Below are 18,645 nucleotides of genomic sequence, written 5' to 3'. Positions count from 1 at the left end.
GCGGTGAACAGCGTGTTGCGCACCGCTGCGGAGTGCCCTGTGCGTGCGTACCGCGTCTAGGGCAGCATCACGAGCTTCCCCGTGGCCCGGTCCTCCTCCATGTACCGGTGGGCGGTGACGATCTCGTCCAGGGCGAACACACGGTGCACGTTGGGCCGGTAGGTGCCGGCCTCGACCTCCCGGACGACCCGCTGGAGCACGGACACTCCGGCGCTGCCCTTGATGTCGTCGCTGTGGAAGGCCGTGAGCCGGGTGCCGGACGGGATCATCGCGATCGGCTCGAAGTCCGGGATCAGCCAGCCGCTGAGCGAGCCCGACATGCACACCGTGCCGCCCCGGCGGACCAGGCGCAGTGACTCCACGAGCGTGTCCGCCCCGACCAGGTCCAGCACATGGTCGGGGCCCTCGGGCCAGATCTCGCGCAGCCGCTTCGCCAACGGCTCCCCGTCGTCCAGGAGTACGTGGTCGACACCGGCCGCGGTGAGCGCGTCCGCCTTGTCCGGCCGCCGGGTCGTGGCGGCGGTCTCCAGCCCGTGACCCGCTGCGATGGACGCGGCCGCCATCCCCACCGAGGAGGTGCCGCCGCGGATCAACAACCGCCCCCGGCCGCCCGGTTCGATCCCCAGCGCGTCCAGTGAGCCCCGGGCGGTCAGACAGGTCTCGGGCAGCGCGGCCAGGACGTCCCAGGGCAGGGTGGTGGTGAGCGGCATCAACAGCGGGTTCGGCAGCAGCGCGTACTCCGCGTAGCCGCCGTCGAACTCCCGGCCCATCTCGCCCATCACGGCCGCGACGGTGGTCCCCTCCGGCAGCCGCGGATCGGTCGAGGCGGCCACCACTCCCACGCACTCGATGCCCAGCACACGCGGGAACTTCACGCTCGGGGAGTGCCCCTGACGGGTCCTCAGCTCCGAGCGGTTGAGGCCCGCGCCCTTGACCCGTACCAGGCTCCAGCCCTCACGCACCTCCGGCACCGGCAGCTCACGGACCTCCAGCACCTCGGGGCCGCCAGCGCGGACACAGACCGCCGCTCGCATCGTCGCAGCCATTGCCACTCCCCCTCGTCGAAGCGTCGTCGGCTTAGACCGTAGGTGACCATGCTCGCGGTGGCACGGGGTTTCAGCCGGCGAGCCGCTTGCGCAGGCGTGGCTTGGAGGCGTCCGCCCACGCGGCCGGCAGCTGCCGCTCGCGGTCGGCGGCCGCGGCCTGCTCCTGGCCGTAGAGCAGCCCCCAGGTGAACCCGGGCTCTCCCGCGGCGTGCGCGGCCACGGCCAGCTTCCGCAGGGTGTCACGTGCCACGACGCTGTCCTGGTGATCGCCGAGGACTCGCTGTACGGCTTTCACTCGTTTGCCGAGCCGCTTCGCCGGCGCGCCGAGCGAGGCGCGCGCCGGTTCGGTGGCGTAGCGCGTCTTCTTGGCGGCCTTGCGGGCCTCGTGCAGGGCCTTGTCGAGGTCCTTCCCGGGCGGCAGGTCCAGCGCGTGCGCCATGCGCGCGGCCAGGCGGTCGTACTCCTTGAGGATCGCCTTGGGCATCGCCTTGGTCGGCTTGCGTTCGGCCTTGGGCCGCAGCGGGGGCTGCCGCGTCAGCGTGGCGAGGGAGTCCAGCAGGGCGAGGTAGCGGGGCGAGTTCAGGGCGTCGAGGGTGCGTCGGCGCGCCTCGGCGGTGCCGGCGACGTGCCACGCCTGCAGCCGGGCGGCGACGGGTCCGAGGACAAGCTCCCGGGGTGCCGCGACGACGCGCGCGTCGAGGCGTTCCGCGAGGACCTCGCGGTCGCGGGCATCGGCCAGCTCGCCGCCCAGCCATTTCAGGTCCTCGCGGATCGGATCGGTGATCTCCCGGTCCAGGACGGACCGGTACGACCGCAGGACGCTGCGCAGCCGGCGGCAGGCGACGCGGAACCTGTGCACCGCGTCGGGCAGGTCGCGCCGTACCGCGGGATCGAGGGCCACGAGAGTGCGCACCTGCTCGTCGACCCAGCGGAGGACCTCGTCGCCCGCCGTGCCGGGTACGACCTTCTCGGCGCGGGCGTCCGGCAGGCGCGGCGCGCCCAGTCCCGTCTCCTCCAGGGCCCGGGCCAGCTTGGAGGGATGGGCAGCCCGCTCGATGCCGCTTTTGCGCAGTGCCTTCTCCACGAGATCCAGGACCGCGGGGTCGGTGTCGTCGGCGAGCTCGACCTCCATCTCGGTCCAGGCGGCCAGCGTGGTGATGCCGCCGCGCAGGGACTCGGCACGGACGCTGTCGACGGTCACCTCGGCCAGCACCGCCTCGTCGGGACCGACGAGGTCGCGCGTGCTGCGGGTGGACCGGACACGGACGGCGGGGGTCAGCGGCGCTCCACGGGTCCGGGAGAGGGCGAGGTCGCGCAGGTCGTCCGGGACCGTCTCGGACAGCGGCGCCTGGACCTCCTCCCGGCTGTCTCCGGGCAGGGGCAGCTTCAGGTGCCAGCCGGCGTCGGGTCCGCCCGTCCTGCGCCGCAGCGTGGCCGACGCGTCGGCCAGGCGCAGGTCCTCGGTGTCGTGGTACACGGCGTCCAGGTCCTCGGACCCCCGCTCCACGACCGACACCACGCCGTCCACGCCGGTGAGCTCGCGGAGCCACGCCGTGTCGCCGGCCGACGGAGCGGCGTACTTTCGCTCTGTCTCACGCTTGGACTGGGTCATATATGTCGCGTGGCCGTATCCGGGCCGCTCAAACACCCTGCGGGCCTCCCTCACACACTCGGCCGCGCCGCCCGGGAGGGGGCCGGCCGGCGGGTGGCGGGTTCAGCGGGGTGTTCTGGCGAAGACGTACGGCGCGGAGACGAACGAGCTGTGGTGGTCGGCCGCGCGCAGGGCGGCCGTGAGGCGCTCGCGCGGCTTGAGGCCGAGACCGGCCGTGGCGTGCAGGGCGCCCAGTGCCAGGTCGTCGCCGCAGCCCACGGCGGCATATCCCGCGACGGGCTCGCCGACCTGGTAGTCGTCGTGGATCTCGAAGAGACGGCCCTGGACGCCGACGAGGAAGGCTCCGGCCTGTTCCTGTTCGGAGTCCTTGCGGGCCCATCCGCCCTCCTTGAGGCAGGTGCGGACCGCGTCGACGAAGGTCGTGACCATGAAACGGTCGAGGTCGCCCTCGGGGTGCGGGGCCTGGAAGGCGTGGTGCAGGAGCTGGCCCATGCGGAACGAGGTGGTGAAGCCGAGTACGTAGGGGCCGTTGGTGAAGACCTTCGGGTCGCGGCGGATGGTGAGCTGCGAGCCGCTGCTGCCCGCGGAGTCTCCCGCGAGGTGGACGCGCCGTCGATGGACCAGGCCGACGATGACGGTCAAGTCACCACCTCCGCGCACTCGTTGGGACTCCGTTGTGCTCCATGGTCCCGTTCTGCCCGCCGGCCGGGCGGATCTACCGCTTCCGTGCCCTTCCGGGATGCGAACCCCGCCCCTTGTCCCCGTCGCCGGGACTCGCCTAGCCTGAGTTTGTGCCGCAAATAAACAAAGCCCGATCGCACAGCGCCGTGCCGGGCCTCCGAAGCGACCTCGCCCGGCTCCGTGTCGTCCTCACCGTCTTCTTCGCCCTCGACGGCTTCGTCTTCGCCGGCTGGGTCGTCCGCATCCCCGCGATCAAACAGCAGACCGGCGCCTCCGCCGGCACCCTCGGACTGGCCCTGCTCGGCGTCTCCGCCGGCGCGGTCGTCACGATGATGCTCACCGGCCGCCTCTGCCGACGCTTCGGCAGCCACCCCGTGACCGTCGTCTGCGGCGTCCTGCTCGCACTGAGCGTCGCGCTGCCCCCGCACACCCACTCCGCGCTCACCCTTGGCCTCGTCCTCCTCCTCTTCGGCGCCGCCTACGGCGGCATCAACGTCGCCTTCAACAGCGCGGCCGTCGACCTCGTCACCACGCTGCGCCGGCCGATCATGCCCAGTTTCCACGCCGCGTTCAGCCTGGGCGGCATGATGGGCGCCGGTCTGGGCGGGCTGGTCGCCGGGCATCTCTCCCCCGCGTGGCATCTCTTCGGCCTGACCCTCGTCGGGCTGCTGGTCACCGCCGTCGCCGGACGCGCCTTGTTGCGCATCGAGCCGCCCCGGCCCGTCGACCGGCGGACCGGCGCCCCGCACGACGGCCCCCGCCGACCGGACGCCCGCACCCGCGGGCTGGTCGTCGTCTTCGGCCTCATCGCCCTGTGCACGGCGTACGGCGAGGGCGCCATGGCCGACTGGGGCGCCCTGCACCTCGAACAGGACCTCGGCGGCTCCCCCGGGGCCGCCGCCCTCGGGTACTCCTGCTTCGCGCTCGCCATGACGGCAGGACGGCTGACCGGCACGACCCTGCTCGAACGGCTCGGCCGTACCCGTACCGTCGTCATGGGCGGCACCACCGCCGCGGCCGGCATGCTGACCGGCGCCCTGGCGCCCTCCCTCTGGGCGGCGCTGGTGGGCTTCGCCGTCACCGGCCTCGGCCTCGCCAACCTCTTCCCGGTCGCCGTGGAACGCGCGGGAACGCTCGCGGGCCCCAGCGGGGTCGCGATCGCCTCCACCCTCGGCTACGGCGGCATGCTGCTGGGCCCGCCGGCCATCGGCTTCATGGCGGACTGGTTCTCGCTTCCCGCGGCGCTCACCAGCGTCGCGATCCTGGCCGCGGTCGCCGCGCTCATCGGTTTCGCGACCCGGCGCGCGACGACCCCCTGATCCGGCCCGGCGGCACCGGACGCGGTCAGCGGTCCCGCAGTCGTACGAGGTGGTACAGCACCGGCATCGCGGTGGTGTGGTTCTCCCGCAGCGTGGGCCGCAGGAAGCGGTAGAAGCTCGGCTTGCCGAACTGGCGCAGCGCCGCGGTGGGCAGGCTGAGGTCCCAGCGGGCGTGGGCGACGTGGGTGTAGGGCGAGGCGTCGGCGTCGAGGGGTTCGAGCAGCAGGGCGTTGTCCAGGCCTGTCTCGGTGGAGTACCAGCCGGTGAGGTACTCCCAGAGTTCGGCGACGCGTCCCGGGTCGTCGCCGGCGAGGTAGTGGAAGAGGAACAGTCCCTGCCGGGTGCGGTCGACGTCGGCCACGCACTTGCCGCAGCGGGCGGTGAGCACCTGCACCTCCCGGCCATGGTGTTCGAGGCGTCTGCGCAGGTCGCGGTAGGCGACGGTGCGCTGCACGGCCGGGATGTCCTGCGGCGTCCTGGTCTCCACGAGCACGGCCACGTCGTGGGGGGCGCGGGGCGGGCCGTCCGGTGGGTTCCAGCCGATCGCCGGTGCCGTGGCGGCCGCCCGGTACACGCTGGCCCGCTTGACCTCGGCCAGGCTGGCCAGGTCCTCGGCCTCGGCGCGCAGCATGTCGAGCAGGAGCGTGCGGTCGCGGTTGTGGCCCGGTCTGCCGGGCCCGGCCGCCGACGGCCTGAGCGTCGCGGCGAGGTGGAGGTAGCCCGACGGCGGCGGCTCGGTGAGCGGGGCCGGGTGGAACTTCGGTCGGGGGTGGACGAGGGTGACGCTCATGGGATCTCCCGCGGGGCGGTGTCTTCCCTGGCGTCCTGGCACCTACCCGATGGCGCCCGCTTCACGCCCCTGCCACCGCCTCGGCCCACCGCTCGCGGCGCAGCCGGTAACGTCGCCCACCGGCAGTCGATCCCCGACCCGAGTGGATGGTGGCGCCGTGCTGGACCCCGACCGCCCCCGCGGCATCGCCTCCGCCCTGGCGGAGTTCGCCGCGGACACGTCACTCGTGTCCGCCCCGGACGTCCTGGGACTGTTCCGCCGGGTGGCCGCCACGGTGCCGGCCTACGGCGCCTTCCTCGCCGAGCGCGGCATCGACCCGGGCGCCGTCCGCACCCTCGACGCCTTCCGTGAACTGCCCCTGACCGACAAGGACTCGTACCACCACCGCTACCCGCTCGCCGAACGGTGCCGGGACGGCCGCCCGGCGGATCTGGACATCGTGGCCGTGTCCTCCGGTTCGAGCGGGCGGCCGACCCTGTGGCCCCGGTCCGTGCTCGACGAACTGCACATCGCGCGCCGTTTCGAGCAGATCTTCGCGGACGCCTTCCGGGCCGCGGAGCGCAGCACACTGGCAGTGGTGTGCTTCCCGCTGGGCACCTGGGTGGGCGGTCTGTTCACGGCGGGCTGCGTGCGTCTGCTGTCGGCCAAGGGCTACCCGGTCACCGTCGTCGCGCCGGGCAACAAACCGGAGGAGATCCTGCGCGTCCTGCCGGAACTCGCCCCCGGCTTCGACCAGACGGTGCTGCTCGGCTACCCGCCCTTCCTCAAGGACGTCATCGACACGGGCGCCGCGGCCGGCCTGGACTGGAGCCGCTATGCCGTCAGACTCGTCCTCGCGGGCGAGGTGTTCAGCGAGGAGTGGCGGGACATCGTCGGCGAGCGGGTGGGACTGTCCGACCCGGTGCGCGACACCGCTTCGCTGTACGGCACCGCGGACGCGGGCGTGTTGGGCAACGAGACCCCGCTCAGCATCACCGTCCGGCGCTTCTTCGCCGCCCGCCCCGACGCGGCGCGGGAGGTGTTCGGGGACGCCCGGCTGCCCACCCTCGTCCAGTACGACCCCGGCAGCCGCTACTTCGAGGAGCACGAGGGGACACTGGTGTTCACCGGTGACAGCGGGGTTCCGCTGATCCGGTACCACATCGCCGACGAGGGCGGGGTGATCCCCCACGACGAGATGCTGCGGATCTGCGCGGACCACGGCTTCGACCCGGTGGCCACGGCGGGCACCGACTCCCGCGGCCTGCCGTTCGTGTACGTCTTCGGCCGGTCGCTGTTCACGGTGTCGTACTTCGGCGCCAACATCTACCCGGAGAACGTCTCCGTGGGCCTGGAACAACCCGGCGTCCACGACTGGGTCTCCGGCCGCTTCGTGCTGGAGACGGTGGAGGACGACGCCCACGACCGGCAGTTGCGGATCACGGTGGAGCGAGCCCCCGGCAAGGACGGCGACCCGGCGCTCGTCGCCCGTTCCGTACGCGACCAACTCCGCCGTCTGAACAGCGAGTTCGCGAACTACGTGCCCGAGGAACGGCAGTTGCCCGAGGTCCGGCTGCGGGACTTCGGCGACCCCGAGTACTTCCCGCCGGGGGTCAAACACCGCTACACGCGCGGCTGAGGCGGCACGACCGGGACGACGAGGGCCGTACACCGCACGTCCGAACCCGTCGGGCGCTCCTGCCGGGTGCCCTCGCGAGACTGGCGAAAATGCCTGCGGTCCCCGGCCCGGACCGACGTACTCTGACCTCCGCTGTCTGCCGAGGGAGAACACATGGGGATCCGTAGCCTGACCCGTAGCGAAGCCGAGCGACGGGCCGCGCTGCTCACGGTCGAGCGGTACGACGTGGAGATCGATCTCACCGCTCTGCCCACCGGGCCGGAGGTCAGCTGCGTCTCCACGATCACCTTCACCTGCCACGAGCCCGGCGCCGAGACGTTCGTGGACTGCGCGGCGCGGGTGCGCGGCGCCACGCTGAACGGCGCCGCCCTCGCCCCCGGCGACGACGGCCGCATCCCGCTGCCCGCCCTGGCCGGGCACAACGTGCTGCGCGTGGAGAGCGTCCAGTCCGACACGGCGGCCGGCCCGGGTGTGCACCGGGCCGTCGACCCCGCGGACGGCGAGGTCTACGTGTGGATGAGCTTCGAGCCGGACGAGGCCCGGTTCGTGTGGGCGTGCTTCGACCAGCCCGACCTCAAGGCCCCGCACGCCTTCACCGTCACGGCCCCGGCCGCATGGACCGTGACCAGCAACTCCGGTGACGCCCGCGTCGAGGACCTGGGCGGGTCCCGCCGCTGGACCTACCCGGACACCCCGCCGCTGTCGGTGTACAACACCGTCGTCAACGCGGGCCCCTTCCACGAGATCCGCCGCGAGGCCGACGGCCGCGACCTGGGCCTGTACGCCCGCCGTTCGCTCGCCGAGGTCCTCGACCGCGACGCCGACGAGATATTCACCCTCACCCGCCAGGGCCTCGCCTTCTACGGCGAGGCCTTCGCCATGCCGTTCCCGCAGCGCCGCTACGACCAGGTGTTCATGCCGGAGTTCGGCGGCGCGATGGAGAACTACGGCTGTGTGACCTGGTCGGACGCCTTCCTGCGGCGGGCCGAACCGACGCCCGCGGAGCGGGAGTTGCTCGCCGTCGTGCTGCTGCACGAGATGGCGCACATGTGGTTCGGCAACATCGTCACCATGCGCTGGTGGGACGACCTGTGGCTGAACGAGGCGTTCGCGGAGTTCGCCTGCCACTGGGCCGCCGAGGGCGCCACCCGCTACACCGACGCGTGGGCGGGTCATCTGGCGAGCGACAAGCTCAGGGCGTATCTGGCCGACCAGGGTCCCGCCACCCACCCGATCCACCAGCCCATCCACGACGTCGCCCAGGCCGCGTCCATCTTCGACAGCATCACCTACCCCAAGGGCGCCTCCGTCCTGCAACAGCTCATGACGTACGTCGGCGAGGACCGCTTCCGGGCGGGCATGGCCGCCTACTTCGCCCGCCACGCCTGGGGCAACACCTCGCTCCAGGACCTCGTCGACGCCTTGGCCGAGGCCAGCGGGCGCGAACTGGACGCCTGGCGCACAGCCTGGCTGGAGAGGGCGGGCACCGACCGGTTCTCCCTGGAGCGGGACGGCGAGAGCGTGACGCTGGTGGCCGGCGACACCCCTCGCCCGCAGGTGCTGGCCGTCGGCGCGTACCAGAGGAAGGGCGGCGACGGCGAGGCGCTGGAGCGCACCGCGCTGGTACGCGTGGAGGTGACCGGGTCCCGGACCCCGGTGACCGGCCTGCCGTCCACCGCGGACCTCCTGCTCGTCAACGACGACGACCTCACCTTCGCCACGACCCGCCCCGACCCCACGACGAGGGACGCCTTCTTCGGGACGGCGGCACAGCTGCCCACGGCCATCTCCCGTGGCGTGGCCGTGTCCACGGTGTGGGACATGCTGATCAACGGCGAGGTCACGGCGGCGGAGGCCGGACGGTGCGTCACCGCGGTCCTGTCGGCCGAGACGTCCGACGCCGTGATCGAGCCGTATCTGGACCTCGCGGCGAACATCGCCGAACTGTGGGCACCGCCCGCCGAACGCGCGGAGCTGACGGCGGCGGTGGCCGCGGCCTGCCGCGAACTGGCCGCGGACCCCGGCCGCCGGCAGGTGGCGCTGCGCGGTCTGGCCCGCACCGCGACGGGCCCGGAGGACCTGGCGTGGCTGCGCGAGCAGGCGGGCGACGACGTGGACCTGCGCTGGCGTGCGCTGGTACGCGAGGCGGAACTGGGCGGGGACGTCGCCGCCGAGACCGCGCTGCTGCTCGAAGGCGACCCGGACCCCGACGCCCGGATCCGCGCCCTCGCCGTACGCGCCGCCCAGCCCGACGCCGCCGCGAAGGCCGAGATCTGGCAGCGACTGGCCGTGGAGCGCGAGGTCCCCGTCTCCTCGGTCGGCCAGATCGCGACGGCCTTCTGGCGCCCGGACCAGGACGACCTGCTGGCCCCTTACACCCGGCTCTACCTGGAGGCGATCCCCCAGCTGCACGTCGGCGGGATGATCCCGGCGATGGGTTACACCCGGCACCTCCTGTCCCCGTACGCCGTCGACGCCGACTACCTCGACAAGGCCCGCGAGGCATCCGTGGAGGCACCCCCGGTGGTGCGCACCACCCTCCTGGAACGCTCGGACGCCATCGCCCGCATGCTCCGCGCCCGCGCCGGGACCGCCTGACGGACCCGGCCCCCTTGTCCTGCCGCGCGGCCGGGGCTCCTCGGAGGCCCCGGCCGCCCGTCAGGGTTTTCGCGCGGGGGCGGGGGCCGGAGCGCGCAGCATGAAGACGTCGACCGGGTCCTCGCTCTGCGGCTCGAAGCCGAACCGCTCGTAGAGGCGTCGGGCCGGGCTGCCCTGCAGCACGTTCAGACGGACGGGGACACCGGCGCGGTCGCACCGCCCGAGCAGTTCGCGCAGCACCGCCGAGCCGATGCCGCGGCCCTGGAGACGCGGGTCGAGGAGGAAGTGCTCCAGCCAGTGCGCGTCCTCGGCGGGCCGCAGGGCCACGCAGCCGGCGAACGCGCCGTCGACCTCGATGATCCAGGTGTGCGCCGGTTCGAACCTGTCCCGCAGCCGCTGCCGCACCCGGTGCTCGTCGTACCGCCCGAGTCGCTCCAGATCGGGCCGCATCACCACGGCCCGCAACTCCACCACGGGCTCGAGATCCGCCCGCGTCGCCGGCCGTATGTCCCAGTCCACCATGATCACCACGCTAACGGGACGGCCGGGGCCCGTACGAAGACGTCCGCCATCCAGGACGGATTCCGGCCTACTGGCCGCCTAACGTCGGTGTCCTCCGAGCGATCCGGAAAGGCAGGGCCGTCATGTCCGAGCAGCGGAATCCCACCCCGGAGGGCTATACGACCGTCGCGCCCTGGGTCACCACCGACGACACGGGGGCCTTCCTCGACTTCGTCGCCCACGCGTTCGGGGGCGAGGAACTGGCGCGGGTGGCGACCGAGAGCGGGGCGATCGGTCATGGCGAGATCCGGGTCGGCGACACGGTGGTGCTGGCCTTCGACCGGAGCGCCGACTGGCCGGTCATGCCGAGCCTGTTGCGGGTGTTCGTCGCGGACGCGGACGAGGCGTTCGCGCGGGCCGTCGAGGCGGGCGCACGGGTCGTCACTCCCCTCGCGGACGACGCCTTCGGTCAGCGCGGGGGGCGGGTCAAGGACCCCTTCGGCAACATCTGGTGGGTGGTCGCCCGCGTCGAGGACGTCTCCGAGGAGGAGATGTGGATGCGGCTGCGGGAGCCCCGATACGCCGAGGTCATGCGCGTGGCCCAGGAGACGTTCGACGCCGAGCTCAGCGGCCGGAGGCAGGGGTGCAGCAGCGCGCCCGTGCGGACGACAGGCTGACCGGACGCTTGCCTTCGACCGAGCTCCGTCCGGCACACTCCCCTCATGGAGACAGCGGAATTCTTGGAGACCCTGGACCGGGAGGGCCGACTGCTGGCCGTGGCCGCCGAGCGGGCCGGCACCGGCGCCAAGGTGCCGACCTGTCCGGACTGGACGGTGAGGGATCTGCTGCGGCACACGGGGGTGGTGCACCGGTGGGCGGCCGGCTTCGTCGGGGAGGGGCACGCCTCGCCCCGCCCCATGGGCGAGCCGCCCGAGCTCGACGGCACCGAGCTGCTCGCCTGGTTCCGTGCGGGGCATCGGCGTCTCGTCGACACCCTCGCCGCCGCCCCGTCCGACGTGGAGTGCTGGCACTTCCTGCCCGCGCCGTCACCGCTCGCCTTCTGGACCCGGCGGCAGGCACACGAGACGACCGTGCACCGGATCGACGCCGAGGCGGCACGCGGCGGGACGCCCGACGAGATCGCTCCGGAGTTCGGCGCGGACGGGGTCGACGAGCTGCTGACGGGGTTCCACGCCCGCGTCAGAAGCAAGGTGCGCAGCGAGCGGCCCCGGGTTCTTCGGGTGCGGGCGACGGACGTCGACGGCGCGGTGTGGACCGTACGCCTGACCGCGGAGCCGCCGGTGACCGTGCGGGGCGACGCCGGTGCCGCCGACTGCGAAGTGGCCGGGCCGGCCGCGCAGTTGTACCTGTCCCTGTGGAACCGGCGGCCGTTTCCGGGCGTGACCGGGGACGCCTCGGTCGGCGCGCTGTGGCGCGAGAAGTCCGCCGTCTGAGGCCGAGAGCCCTCAGCCCGCCAGCATCTTCGTCAGGACCGCGCGCTGTACCGGCAGCACCTCGCCGTACAGCGTGCGTCCCTTCTCCGTGAGCGCCACCCGTACGCCCCTGCGGTCCTCGGGGCACATGGCGCGGTCGACGAGACCGTCCTTCTCCAGCCGGGCGATCAGGCGCGACAACGCGCTCTGGCTCAGATGGACCCGCTCGGCGATCTCCTGCACCCGGTAGGTACAGGACTCGCCGGACAGCACGTCGAGCACCTCGAAATCGCTGGCACACAGGCCGTGTCGGTGCAGTGCGCGGTCGAGTTCGCACTGGGTGCGGGCATGCAGCGCGAGGATGTCCCGCCACTGGTCCACGAGCGCCTGCTCGGCCTTCTTCGCCGCCATGGGCGCACCGTAGCAGAGAAACGAATTCATTGCATCGGAATTAAATGCGTTTGCATTCGATGCATGTGCATGTAGTGTCTGTGGGCATGACCTCTCCGCTCACCAACCCCGCGGCCCCGGTGTCGGCGGTCCGCTGGACTCCCCGGCTGTGGGGCACCCTGCTGGTGCTGTGCGCCGCGATGTTCCTGGACGCCCTGGACGTGTCGATGGTCGGCGTCGCCCTGCCCTCCATCGGCCACGACCTCGACCTGTCCACCTCGACCCTGCAGTGGATCGTCAGCGGCTACATCCTGGGTTACGGCGGTCTGCTCCTGCTCGGCGGCCGCACCGCCGACCTGCTCGGCCGCCGCCAGGTCTTCCTCGTCGCCCTGGGTGTCTTCGCGCTCGCCTCACTGCTGGGCGGTCTCGTCGACTCCGGCCCGCTGCTGATCGCCAGCCGGTTCGTCAAGGGACTCAGCGCCGCCTTCACGGCACCGGCGGGACTGTCCATCATCACCACGACCTTCGCCGAGGGCCCGCTGCGCAACCGCGCCCTGTCGATCTACACCACCTGCGCGGCCACCGGCTTCTCCATGGGCCTGGTCCTCTCCGGCCTGCTGACGGAGGCCAGTTGGCGCCTGACCATGCTGCTGCCCGCGCCGATCGCCCTGATCGCGCTGCTGGCCGGCTGGAAGCTGCTGCCGCGCAGCGAACGCGAGAAGGACCACAACGGCTACGACATCCCCGGCGCCGTTCTCGGCACCGCCTCGATGCTGCTGCTGGTCTTCACCGTCGTGCAGGCACCTCAGGCCGGCTGGGCCCCGGCCCGCACCCTGCTGTCCTTCCTGGCCGTCGCCGTCCTGCTGACCGTGTTCGTCCTGGTCGAGCGCCGCTCCCCCGGCCCGCTGGTCCGGCTCGGCGTGCTGCGCTCCGGCAGCCAGGTCCGCGCCCAGCTCGGCGCGGTGGCCTTCTTCGGTTCGTACGTCGGCTTCCAGTTCCTGACCACCCTCTACATGCAGTCGCTGCTGGGCTGGTCGGCGCTGCACACCGCGCTGGCCTTCCTGCCCGCGGGCGCCCTGGTCGCCGTGTCCTCCACCAAGGTGGGCTCGATCGTCGACCGGTTCGGCACCCAGCGGCTGATCGCGGCGGGCTTCGCCCTGATGGTGCTCGGGTACGCGCTGTTCCTGCGCGTCGATCTCGACCCCGTCTACGCCGCCGTCATCCTGCCGTCGATGCTGCTCATCGGCGCGGCCTGCGCACTGGTCTTCCCCTCGCTCAACATCCAGGCCACGAACGGTGTCGAGGACCACGAGCAGGGCATGGTCTCCGGTCTGCTCAACACCTCGGTGCAGGTGGGCGGCGCCATCTTCCTGGCCGTCGTGACCGCGGTGGTGACCGCCCACGCGCCGGAACACGCCACCGCCCAGAACGTGCTGGACAGCTACCGGCCCGGCTTCCTGGTCGTCACCGGGGTCGCGGTGGCCGGCCTGCTCATCACGCTCACCGGCCTGCGCACCCGCCGCCCGGCCCGCTCGGTGGTCGTCGCCAAGTCCACTTCCCTGGAGGCGGATCGCGTGCCCGTACGCGACTAGGGGGAGCCTCCACGCAGGCGCCCGGCGGGAGTTGGTTGCCCGCCGGGCGCACGGCTGTGAGACTGGACGGATGGACGGGCAGGGGGGACGGCCGCATAAGGCCGAGCGGGACGCACTGACCGTCGAGGTCGGATACGCGCTGGTCAGCGCGGCTTTCCTGGCTGGGGTGGTGTTCGCGGCCGTGGCCGGTCCGGCGTTCCTGTTCGACCTGCCCGGCCTGCTGTCGGCACTGCTGCCGACGGTGGGCCTGGCGCTCGCGCCGATCGTCTTCGTCGTCCGGGTCGTGAGCGTCCTGGTGGATTTCCGGCGTGACGCTCAGCCCAGCCAGCCCGGCCGGACCAGTCCCGACTCGTAGGCGAGGACCACCAGTTGGGCCCGGTCGCGGGCGCCCAGTTTGATCATCGTACGGCTGACGTGGGTCTTCGCGGTGAGCGGGCTGACGACCAGGCGGCGGGCGATCTCCTCGTTGGACAGGCCGATGCCGACCAGCGCCATCACCTCCCGTTCCCGCTCGGTGAGTTCGCCGAGGACGTCCACGGCGGCGGGCTCCTTCGAACGGGCCGCGAACTCGGCGATCAGCCGCCGCGTCACCCCCGGGGAGAGCAGGGCGTCCCCCTCGACCACCGCCCGCACCGCGCGCAGCAGTTCCTCCGGTTCGGTGTCCTTGACCAGGAAGCCCGAGGCACCCGAGCGGATCGCCTCGAAGACGTACTCGTCGAGTTCGAAGGTGGTCAGCATGACCACCTTCACCTCGCCCAGAGCGGTGTCCCCCGTGATGCGGCGGGTCGCGGCCAGACCGTCCAGCACCGGCATGCGGATGTCCATCAGGACGACGTCGGGGCGCAGTTCGCCCACCTTGCGCAGCGCCTCCTCGCCGTCGGCGGCCTCTCCGGCCACCTCGATGTCCGGCTGCGCGTCGAGCAGCGCCCGAAAGCCCGCCCGCACCAGTGACTGGTCGTCGGCCAGCACTACACGGATCACCGGTCGTCCTCCTTCACCGCGGGCTTCAACGGCAGTACGGCGAGCACCCGGAAGCCCCCGTCAGGGCGCGGGCCCGCCTCGATCGTGCCACCCAGGGCGGCGGCCCGCTCACGCATTCCGGCCAGGCCGTTGCCGCTGCCGCCGGCGTCCGCGCCGGTGGCGGGCCCGTCGTCGTCGATCCGCAGCCGCAGCGCCGCGCTGTCGTGGCCGACGTGCACGCGCGCGTGCCGTGAGCCGGAGTGCCGTACGACGTTGGTGAGCGCCTCCTGCACGATGCGGAACGCGGCGAGGTCCGTACCGGGCGTGAGCCGCGGCGGCGCCCCCTCCACATCCACGGTCAGACCTGCGCTCGCAGCCTGCTGCACCAGCTCGGGCAGCCGGTCCAGGCCCGGCGCGGGCGCGCGCGGCGCATCTCCGGGCGTGCGGAGCGTGTCGAGGACCTGGCGGACCTCGCCGAGCGCCTCCTTGCTGGCGGCCTTGATGGTCGTGAGCGCCGCGCGCGCCTGCTCGGGGTCGGTGTCGAGCAGAGCCAGGCCGACGCCCGCCTGCACGTTGATCACCGAGATGCTGTGCGCGAGGACGTCGTGGAGTTCGCGGGCGATGCGCAGCCGCTCCTCGTCGGCCCGGCGCCGCGCCGCCTGCGCCCGTTCGGCCCGGTCGCGGGCCCACTGCTCACGGCGGGCACGGGCGAGTTCCGCCAGCGCCACGACCGCCGCGACCCAGGCGGCGATCACGCCCTCCTGCGCCCAGGAGGCGGCCGGGTCCCAGGCCGGCGGCAGCCATCGGTACAGCCAGTGGGCCACCAGCACATGCCCCGCCCACAGCATGCCGACCGCGCCCCAGGCCGCCTTGCGATGCCCCGCGACGACGGCGCTGAAACAGGCCACGACGACGGTGAGGAACACGGGCCCGTACGGGTAGCCCGCACCCAGATAGACCAGCACGGCGGCCGCCGTGCCGAACACCACCGCCACCGGATACCGGCGCCGCCACAGCAGCAGCCCCGACGCGACCAGCAGCAGCGCCCACGCGAAGACGTCCAGGTCCGCCCGTTCGCCGTGCTGCCGATGGGCGGCGAAATGGGAGCCGAACAGCACGAAGACCGTGATCAGCACGGTGGAGCGCCACGGCCACCGGAACGCCCGCTCCCCCTCGCCCCGGCGGGCCGGCCACGGCGGCCCGTGCCGACCCCACCACGGCGGGCCGCCCCCGCGCACGCCCTGCTGCTCGTCCATGACGGCCACGCTAGACGCCGTCACGCCCGGTGGGCGTCAGCCGGGCGAGGTGATCACACGTACTCCCCGGGAAGTACGGCAGGTGGGGCGCCGTGAGCACGCGTACCGGGATCGACCTGCGCCTGCCCGGGTCGACGCTGTCGCCGGTCGCCCGCCGGTGTCGGTGACTTCGCGCCGACGCCAACTCCTCGCACGTGCGAGGCTGCCTCAGCGCCTCGCGGACGGGCGGTCCGAGAGTCCGACGCCCAGGGCCAGTTGGCCCGCGGCGTGCCGGAAGAACGCTTCCCGGTCCTCGATGACCCGGTTGAACTGGCCGAACAGTTCGAACCCCACCAGCCCGAACAGCTGCGCCCAGGCCGCGACCAGAGCCGCCGCGACCTCGGGCGGCAGGTCGGGAGCGATCTCGGCGGCGAGCCGCTCGGCCTCGGGGCGCAGTTCGGCGGCAAGCGGGGGGAAGGTCACGCCGGGGCCCTTGATCGCGTCGCGCACGATGCCGATCAGCAGCAGGCCCACGCGGGAGGCGGCCGGGATGGTGGTCTCCGGAGCGGTGTAGCCGGGGACCGGCGAGCCGTAGATCAGGGCGTACTCGTGGGGGTGCGCGAGGGACCAGGCGCGTACGGCTTCGCAGACGGCGATCCAGCGCCGGGTGGGCTTGGCGTCACCGACGGCTTCGGCCGCCGCTTCGGCCGCGGCGCCCAGGGAGTCGTAGGCGTCGATGATGAGCGCCGTCAGCAGGTCGTCGCGGCTGGGGAAGTACCGGTAGAGGGCGGAGGAGACCATGCCGAGCTCGCGCGCGACGGCGCGCAGCGAGAGCTTGGTGGCACCCTCCGAGGCGAGCTGCCTGCGGGCCTCGTCCTTGATGGCGGCGGTGACTTCGATCCGGGCTCGGGCGCGGGCGCTGTGGGGGGTACTCATGCGTTGCAGTGTGCCACGAAAACAGAGCAGTGCACACAAACGAGAGCACCGCACAAAAAAGAGAGCAGTGCTCTTGCTTTGGATCGGCGATCTGATGCAGACTGCTCCTCGTACGGCAAACCGAGAGCACCGCTCACAAAAGAGAGCGCCGCTCACCCACTCCCCTGGGGGACATCATGTCCGCGCACGTCCAGAAGCCCGGCTGGTTCACCGTCAACGTCTTCAACCGCGCGGTCGCCTGGATGACCCGCCGCGGCCTCAGCGTCTGGGGCTCCCGGGTCCTGGCGGTCCGCGGCCGAAAGAGCGGCGAGTGGCGCACCACCCCCGTCAACCTGCTGACCGTGGACGGGCAGCAGTACCTTCTCGCCCCGCGCGGTCACGTCCAGTGGACGCACAACATGCGCGCCGCCGGCGGCGGTGAACTGCGCCTGGGCAAGAACGTGGACGTGTTCACCGCCGTCGAGGTCGCCGACGACGACAAGGTCCCGCTGCTGCGGGCCTACCTCAAGCGCTGGAAGGCCGAGGTCGGGGTCTTCTTCAACGGCGTGGGCCCGGACTCCCCCGACGCCGATCTGCGCCGCATCGCGCCGGACCACCCCGTCTTCCGGATCACCGTCACGAAGTGACCTCGGCGCCCTCATCCTCCACCGGGCCGGCCGTCGCGTCGCTCGCAGGACGCCGGTCCAGCGCGATCAGGGCGCGATGCGCCATCGGGTGGGTGCGCACGAGTTCGCCGAGGGTCGTCGAACCCTGGGTGATCTCCTTGAACGCGTTCCACGCGGGCCGGAACCCCGTCAGCACCGCGTGGAACAGGCCGGGACGGCGTTCGAACACCGTCAGCATCCGCTTGCCGACGCTCATCTCGATGCCGAGCCCCGCCTTGATCGCGAACGCGTAGTTCAGGGCCTGCCGCCGGGCGTCCACCGCGTCGTGCGCCTCGGCGATCCGCACCGCCCACTCCCCCGCGAGCCGCCCGGAGCGCAGCGCGAAGGAGATGCCCTCGCGGGTCCAGGGCTCCAGCAGCCCGGCCGCGTCCCCGCACACCAGCACCCGGCCGCGCGACAGCGGCGAGTCGTCGGCCCGGCAGCGGGTCAGATGGCCGGAGGAGATGCTCGGCTCGAACCCGGCGAGACCGAGCCGGCCGATGAACTCCTCCAAGTACCGCTTGGTCGCCGCACCTTCGCCGCGCGCCGAGATCACACCGACGGTGAGCGTGTCCCCCTTGGGGAACACCCAGCCGTAGCTGCCGGGCATCGGCCCCCAGTCGATGAGGACGCGCCCCTTCCAGTCCTCGGCGACGGTCTCGGGCACCGGGATCTCCGCCTCCAGGCCGAGATCCACCTGGTCGAGCTTGACCCCGACGTGCGCTCCTATCCGGCTCGCGCTGCCGTCCGCGCCGACCACGGCCCGGGCGAGCAGCGTCTCGCCGCCCTGCAGGACCACGGCGACCGTGCGCCGATCGGGTACCGCCGAGCCGTGCTGCTCGACGCGCTGCACCGTGACGCCCGTCCGCAGCTCGGCGCCCGCCTTCTGCGCGTGCTCGACGAGCTGCTGGTCGAACTCGGGCCGGTTGATCAGCCCGAAGAGCATCTGCCGGGAGCGGCGGGTACGGGTGAACCGACCGTTGTTGGAGAAGGTGACCGCGTGCACCCGGTCCCGCAGCGGCAGCTCGAAGCCGGGCGGCAGACTGTCGCGCGAGGGTCCGATGATGCCGCCGCCGCACGTCTTGTAGCGCGGCAGCTCCGCCTTCTCCAGCAACAGCACACGCCGTCCCGCCACCGCGGCCGCGTAGGCGGCCGAGGCCCCCGCGGGTCCCGCGCCCACCACGACGACGTCCCACACCCGCTGCACGTCGTCCGCCGAAGAGTTCTCGCTGCTCACGATGGTCTACTGCTCCCGATCAAGCCGCTGCCGCACCTGTCCACCGCATCCTA

18 protein-coding genes are annotated in these 18,645 nt (G+C 72.6%); 8 read left to right on the top strand and 10 right to left on the bottom strand.

The window, feature by feature from the left end:
- Positions 1-56: 56 nt before the first annotated feature.
- The 3 genes from ACIGDI_RS06525 to ACIGDI_RS06515 form a co-directional block, all read right to left on the bottom strand.
- Entirely contained in the window at positions 57-1,046 is a 990-nt protein-coding gene (locus ACIGDI_RS06525) for a zinc-binding dehydrogenase (RefSeq protein WP_399891383.1), read from the bottom strand.
- Between the two features lie 70 nt (positions 1,047-1,116).
- The gene (locus ACIGDI_RS06520) at positions 1,117-2,658 is read right to left on the bottom strand and encodes a CHAD domain-containing protein (RefSeq protein WP_399891380.1); all 1,542 of its coding nucleotides are present in this window, start codon (positions 2,656-2,658) and stop codon (positions 1,117-1,119) included.
- A gap of 102 nt (positions 2,659-2,760) precedes the next feature.
- Complete coding sequence (locus ACIGDI_RS06515) at positions 2,761-3,300, bottom strand: hypothetical protein (protein WP_399891376.1); 540 nt, start codon at positions 3,298-3,300, stop codon at positions 2,761-2,763.
- 185 nt (positions 3,301-3,485) lie between these two features.
- On the opposite strand from ACIGDI_RS06515, the gene ACIGDI_RS06510 reads away from it, so the two are divergent.
- Positions 3,486-4,658, top strand: coding sequence for an MFS transporter (locus tag ACIGDI_RS06510; RefSeq protein ID WP_399891373.1), 1,173 nt, complete (start codon positions 3,486-3,488; stop codon positions 4,656-4,658).
- Positions 4,659-4,683: 25 nt separating this feature from the next.
- Here ACIGDI_RS06510 and ACIGDI_RS06505 read toward each other — a convergent pair whose 3' ends face one another.
- Complete coding sequence (locus ACIGDI_RS06505) at positions 4,684-5,448, bottom strand: hypothetical protein (protein WP_399891370.1); 765 nt, start codon at positions 5,446-5,448, stop codon at positions 4,684-4,686.
- Between the two features lie 157 nt (positions 5,449-5,605).
- On the opposite strand from ACIGDI_RS06505, the gene ACIGDI_RS06500 reads away from it, so the two are divergent.
- Positions 5,606-7,066, top strand: a complete 1,461-nt coding sequence (locus ACIGDI_RS06500; RefSeq protein ID WP_399891367.1) for a phenylacetate--CoA ligase family protein — start codon at positions 5,606-5,608, stop codon at positions 7,064-7,066.
- Positions 7,067-7,219: 153 nt separating this feature from the next.
- The gene (gene pepN / locus ACIGDI_RS06495) at positions 7,220-9,664 is read left to right on the top strand and encodes an aminopeptidase N (protein WP_399891364.1); all 2,445 of its coding nucleotides are present in this window, start codon (positions 7,220-7,222) and stop codon (positions 9,662-9,664) included.
- Positions 9,665-9,724: 60 nt separating this feature from the next.
- Here the strand turns inward: pepN and ACIGDI_RS06490 are convergent, their stop codons facing one another.
- The gene (locus tag ACIGDI_RS06490; protein WP_399891360.1) at positions 9,725-10,186 is read right to left on the bottom strand and encodes a GNAT family N-acetyltransferase; all 462 of its coding nucleotides are present in this window, start codon (positions 10,184-10,186) and stop codon (positions 9,725-9,727) included.
- 122 nt (positions 10,187-10,308) lie between these two features.
- Between ACIGDI_RS06490 and ACIGDI_RS06485 the strand changes: the two genes are divergently transcribed.
- Entirely contained in the window at positions 10,309-10,842 is a 534-nt protein-coding gene (locus ACIGDI_RS06485) for a VOC family protein (protein ID WP_399891357.1), read from the top strand.
- Between the two features lie 45 nt (positions 10,843-10,887).
- Positions 10,888-11,619, top strand: a complete 732-nt coding sequence (locus tag ACIGDI_RS06480) for a maleylpyruvate isomerase family mycothiol-dependent enzyme (protein WP_399891355.1) — start codon at positions 10,888-10,890, stop codon at positions 11,617-11,619.
- A gap of 12 nt (positions 11,620-11,631) precedes the next feature.
- Here the strand turns inward: ACIGDI_RS06480 and ACIGDI_RS06475 are convergent, their stop codons facing one another.
- Positions 11,632-12,009, bottom strand: coding sequence for a MarR family winged helix-turn-helix transcriptional regulator (locus ACIGDI_RS06475; RefSeq protein ID WP_399891352.1), 378 nt, complete (start codon positions 12,007-12,009; stop codon positions 11,632-11,634).
- Positions 12,010-12,095: 86 nt separating this feature from the next.
- On the opposite strand from ACIGDI_RS06475, the gene ACIGDI_RS06470 reads away from it, so the two are divergent.
- Positions 12,096-13,580, top strand: coding sequence for an MFS transporter (locus tag ACIGDI_RS06470; protein WP_399891349.1), 1,485 nt, complete (start codon positions 12,096-12,098; stop codon positions 13,578-13,580).
- 70 nt (positions 13,581-13,650) lie between these two features.
- Complete coding sequence (locus ACIGDI_RS06465; RefSeq protein ID WP_399891346.1) at positions 13,651-13,935, top strand: DUF6332 family protein; 285 nt, start codon at positions 13,651-13,653, stop codon at positions 13,933-13,935.
- On the opposite strand, the gene ACIGDI_RS06460 is transcribed toward ACIGDI_RS06465, so the two are convergent.
- From ACIGDI_RS06460 to ACIGDI_RS06450, 3 genes are all read right to left on the bottom strand, one after another.
- The gene (locus tag ACIGDI_RS06460) at positions 13,896-14,561 is read right to left on the bottom strand and encodes a response regulator (protein WP_399891343.1); all 666 of its coding nucleotides are present in this window, start codon (positions 14,559-14,561) and stop codon (positions 13,896-13,898) included. The genes ACIGDI_RS06465 and ACIGDI_RS06460 overlap by 40 nt on opposite strands.
- Positions 14,558-15,796, bottom strand: coding sequence for a sensor histidine kinase (locus tag ACIGDI_RS06455; protein ID WP_399891340.1), 1,239 nt, complete (start codon positions 15,794-15,796; stop codon positions 14,558-14,560). Before ACIGDI_RS06455 ends, ACIGDI_RS06460 begins: the two co-directional genes overlap by 4 nt.
- 207 nt (positions 15,797-16,003) lie before the next feature.
- On the bottom strand, positions 16,004-16,711 hold the full coding sequence (locus ACIGDI_RS06450) for a TetR/AcrR family transcriptional regulator (RefSeq protein ID WP_399891337.1): 708 nt from the start codon (positions 16,709-16,711) through the stop codon (positions 16,004-16,006).
- A gap of 176 nt (positions 16,712-16,887) precedes the next feature.
- Here ACIGDI_RS06450 and ACIGDI_RS06445 point away from each other — a divergent pair, with 176 nt between their 5' ends.
- The gene (locus tag ACIGDI_RS06445) at positions 16,888-17,337 is read left to right on the top strand and encodes a nitroreductase family deazaflavin-dependent oxidoreductase (RefSeq protein ID WP_200700560.1); all 450 of its coding nucleotides are present in this window, start codon (positions 16,888-16,890) and stop codon (positions 17,335-17,337) included.
- On the opposite strand, the gene ACIGDI_RS06440 is transcribed toward ACIGDI_RS06445, so the two are convergent.
- Complete coding sequence (locus ACIGDI_RS06440; protein WP_399891333.1) at positions 17,327-18,592, bottom strand: geranylgeranyl reductase family protein; 1,266 nt, start codon at positions 18,590-18,592, stop codon at positions 17,327-17,329. The two genes, ACIGDI_RS06445 and ACIGDI_RS06440, sit on opposite strands and share 11 nt — an antisense overlap.
- Between the last annotated feature and the right edge of the window lie 53 nt (positions 18,593-18,645).

It is taken from the genome of Streptomyces sp. NPDC085900, assembly GCF_044540925.1.
GTDB classification, from domain to species: Bacteria; Actinomycetota; Actinomycetes; order Streptomycetales; family Streptomycetaceae; genus Streptomyces; species Streptomyces gilvifuscus.
Note: the sequence above shows the minus strand (reverse complement) of the source record. Positions and strands in the feature narration are given on the sequence as shown.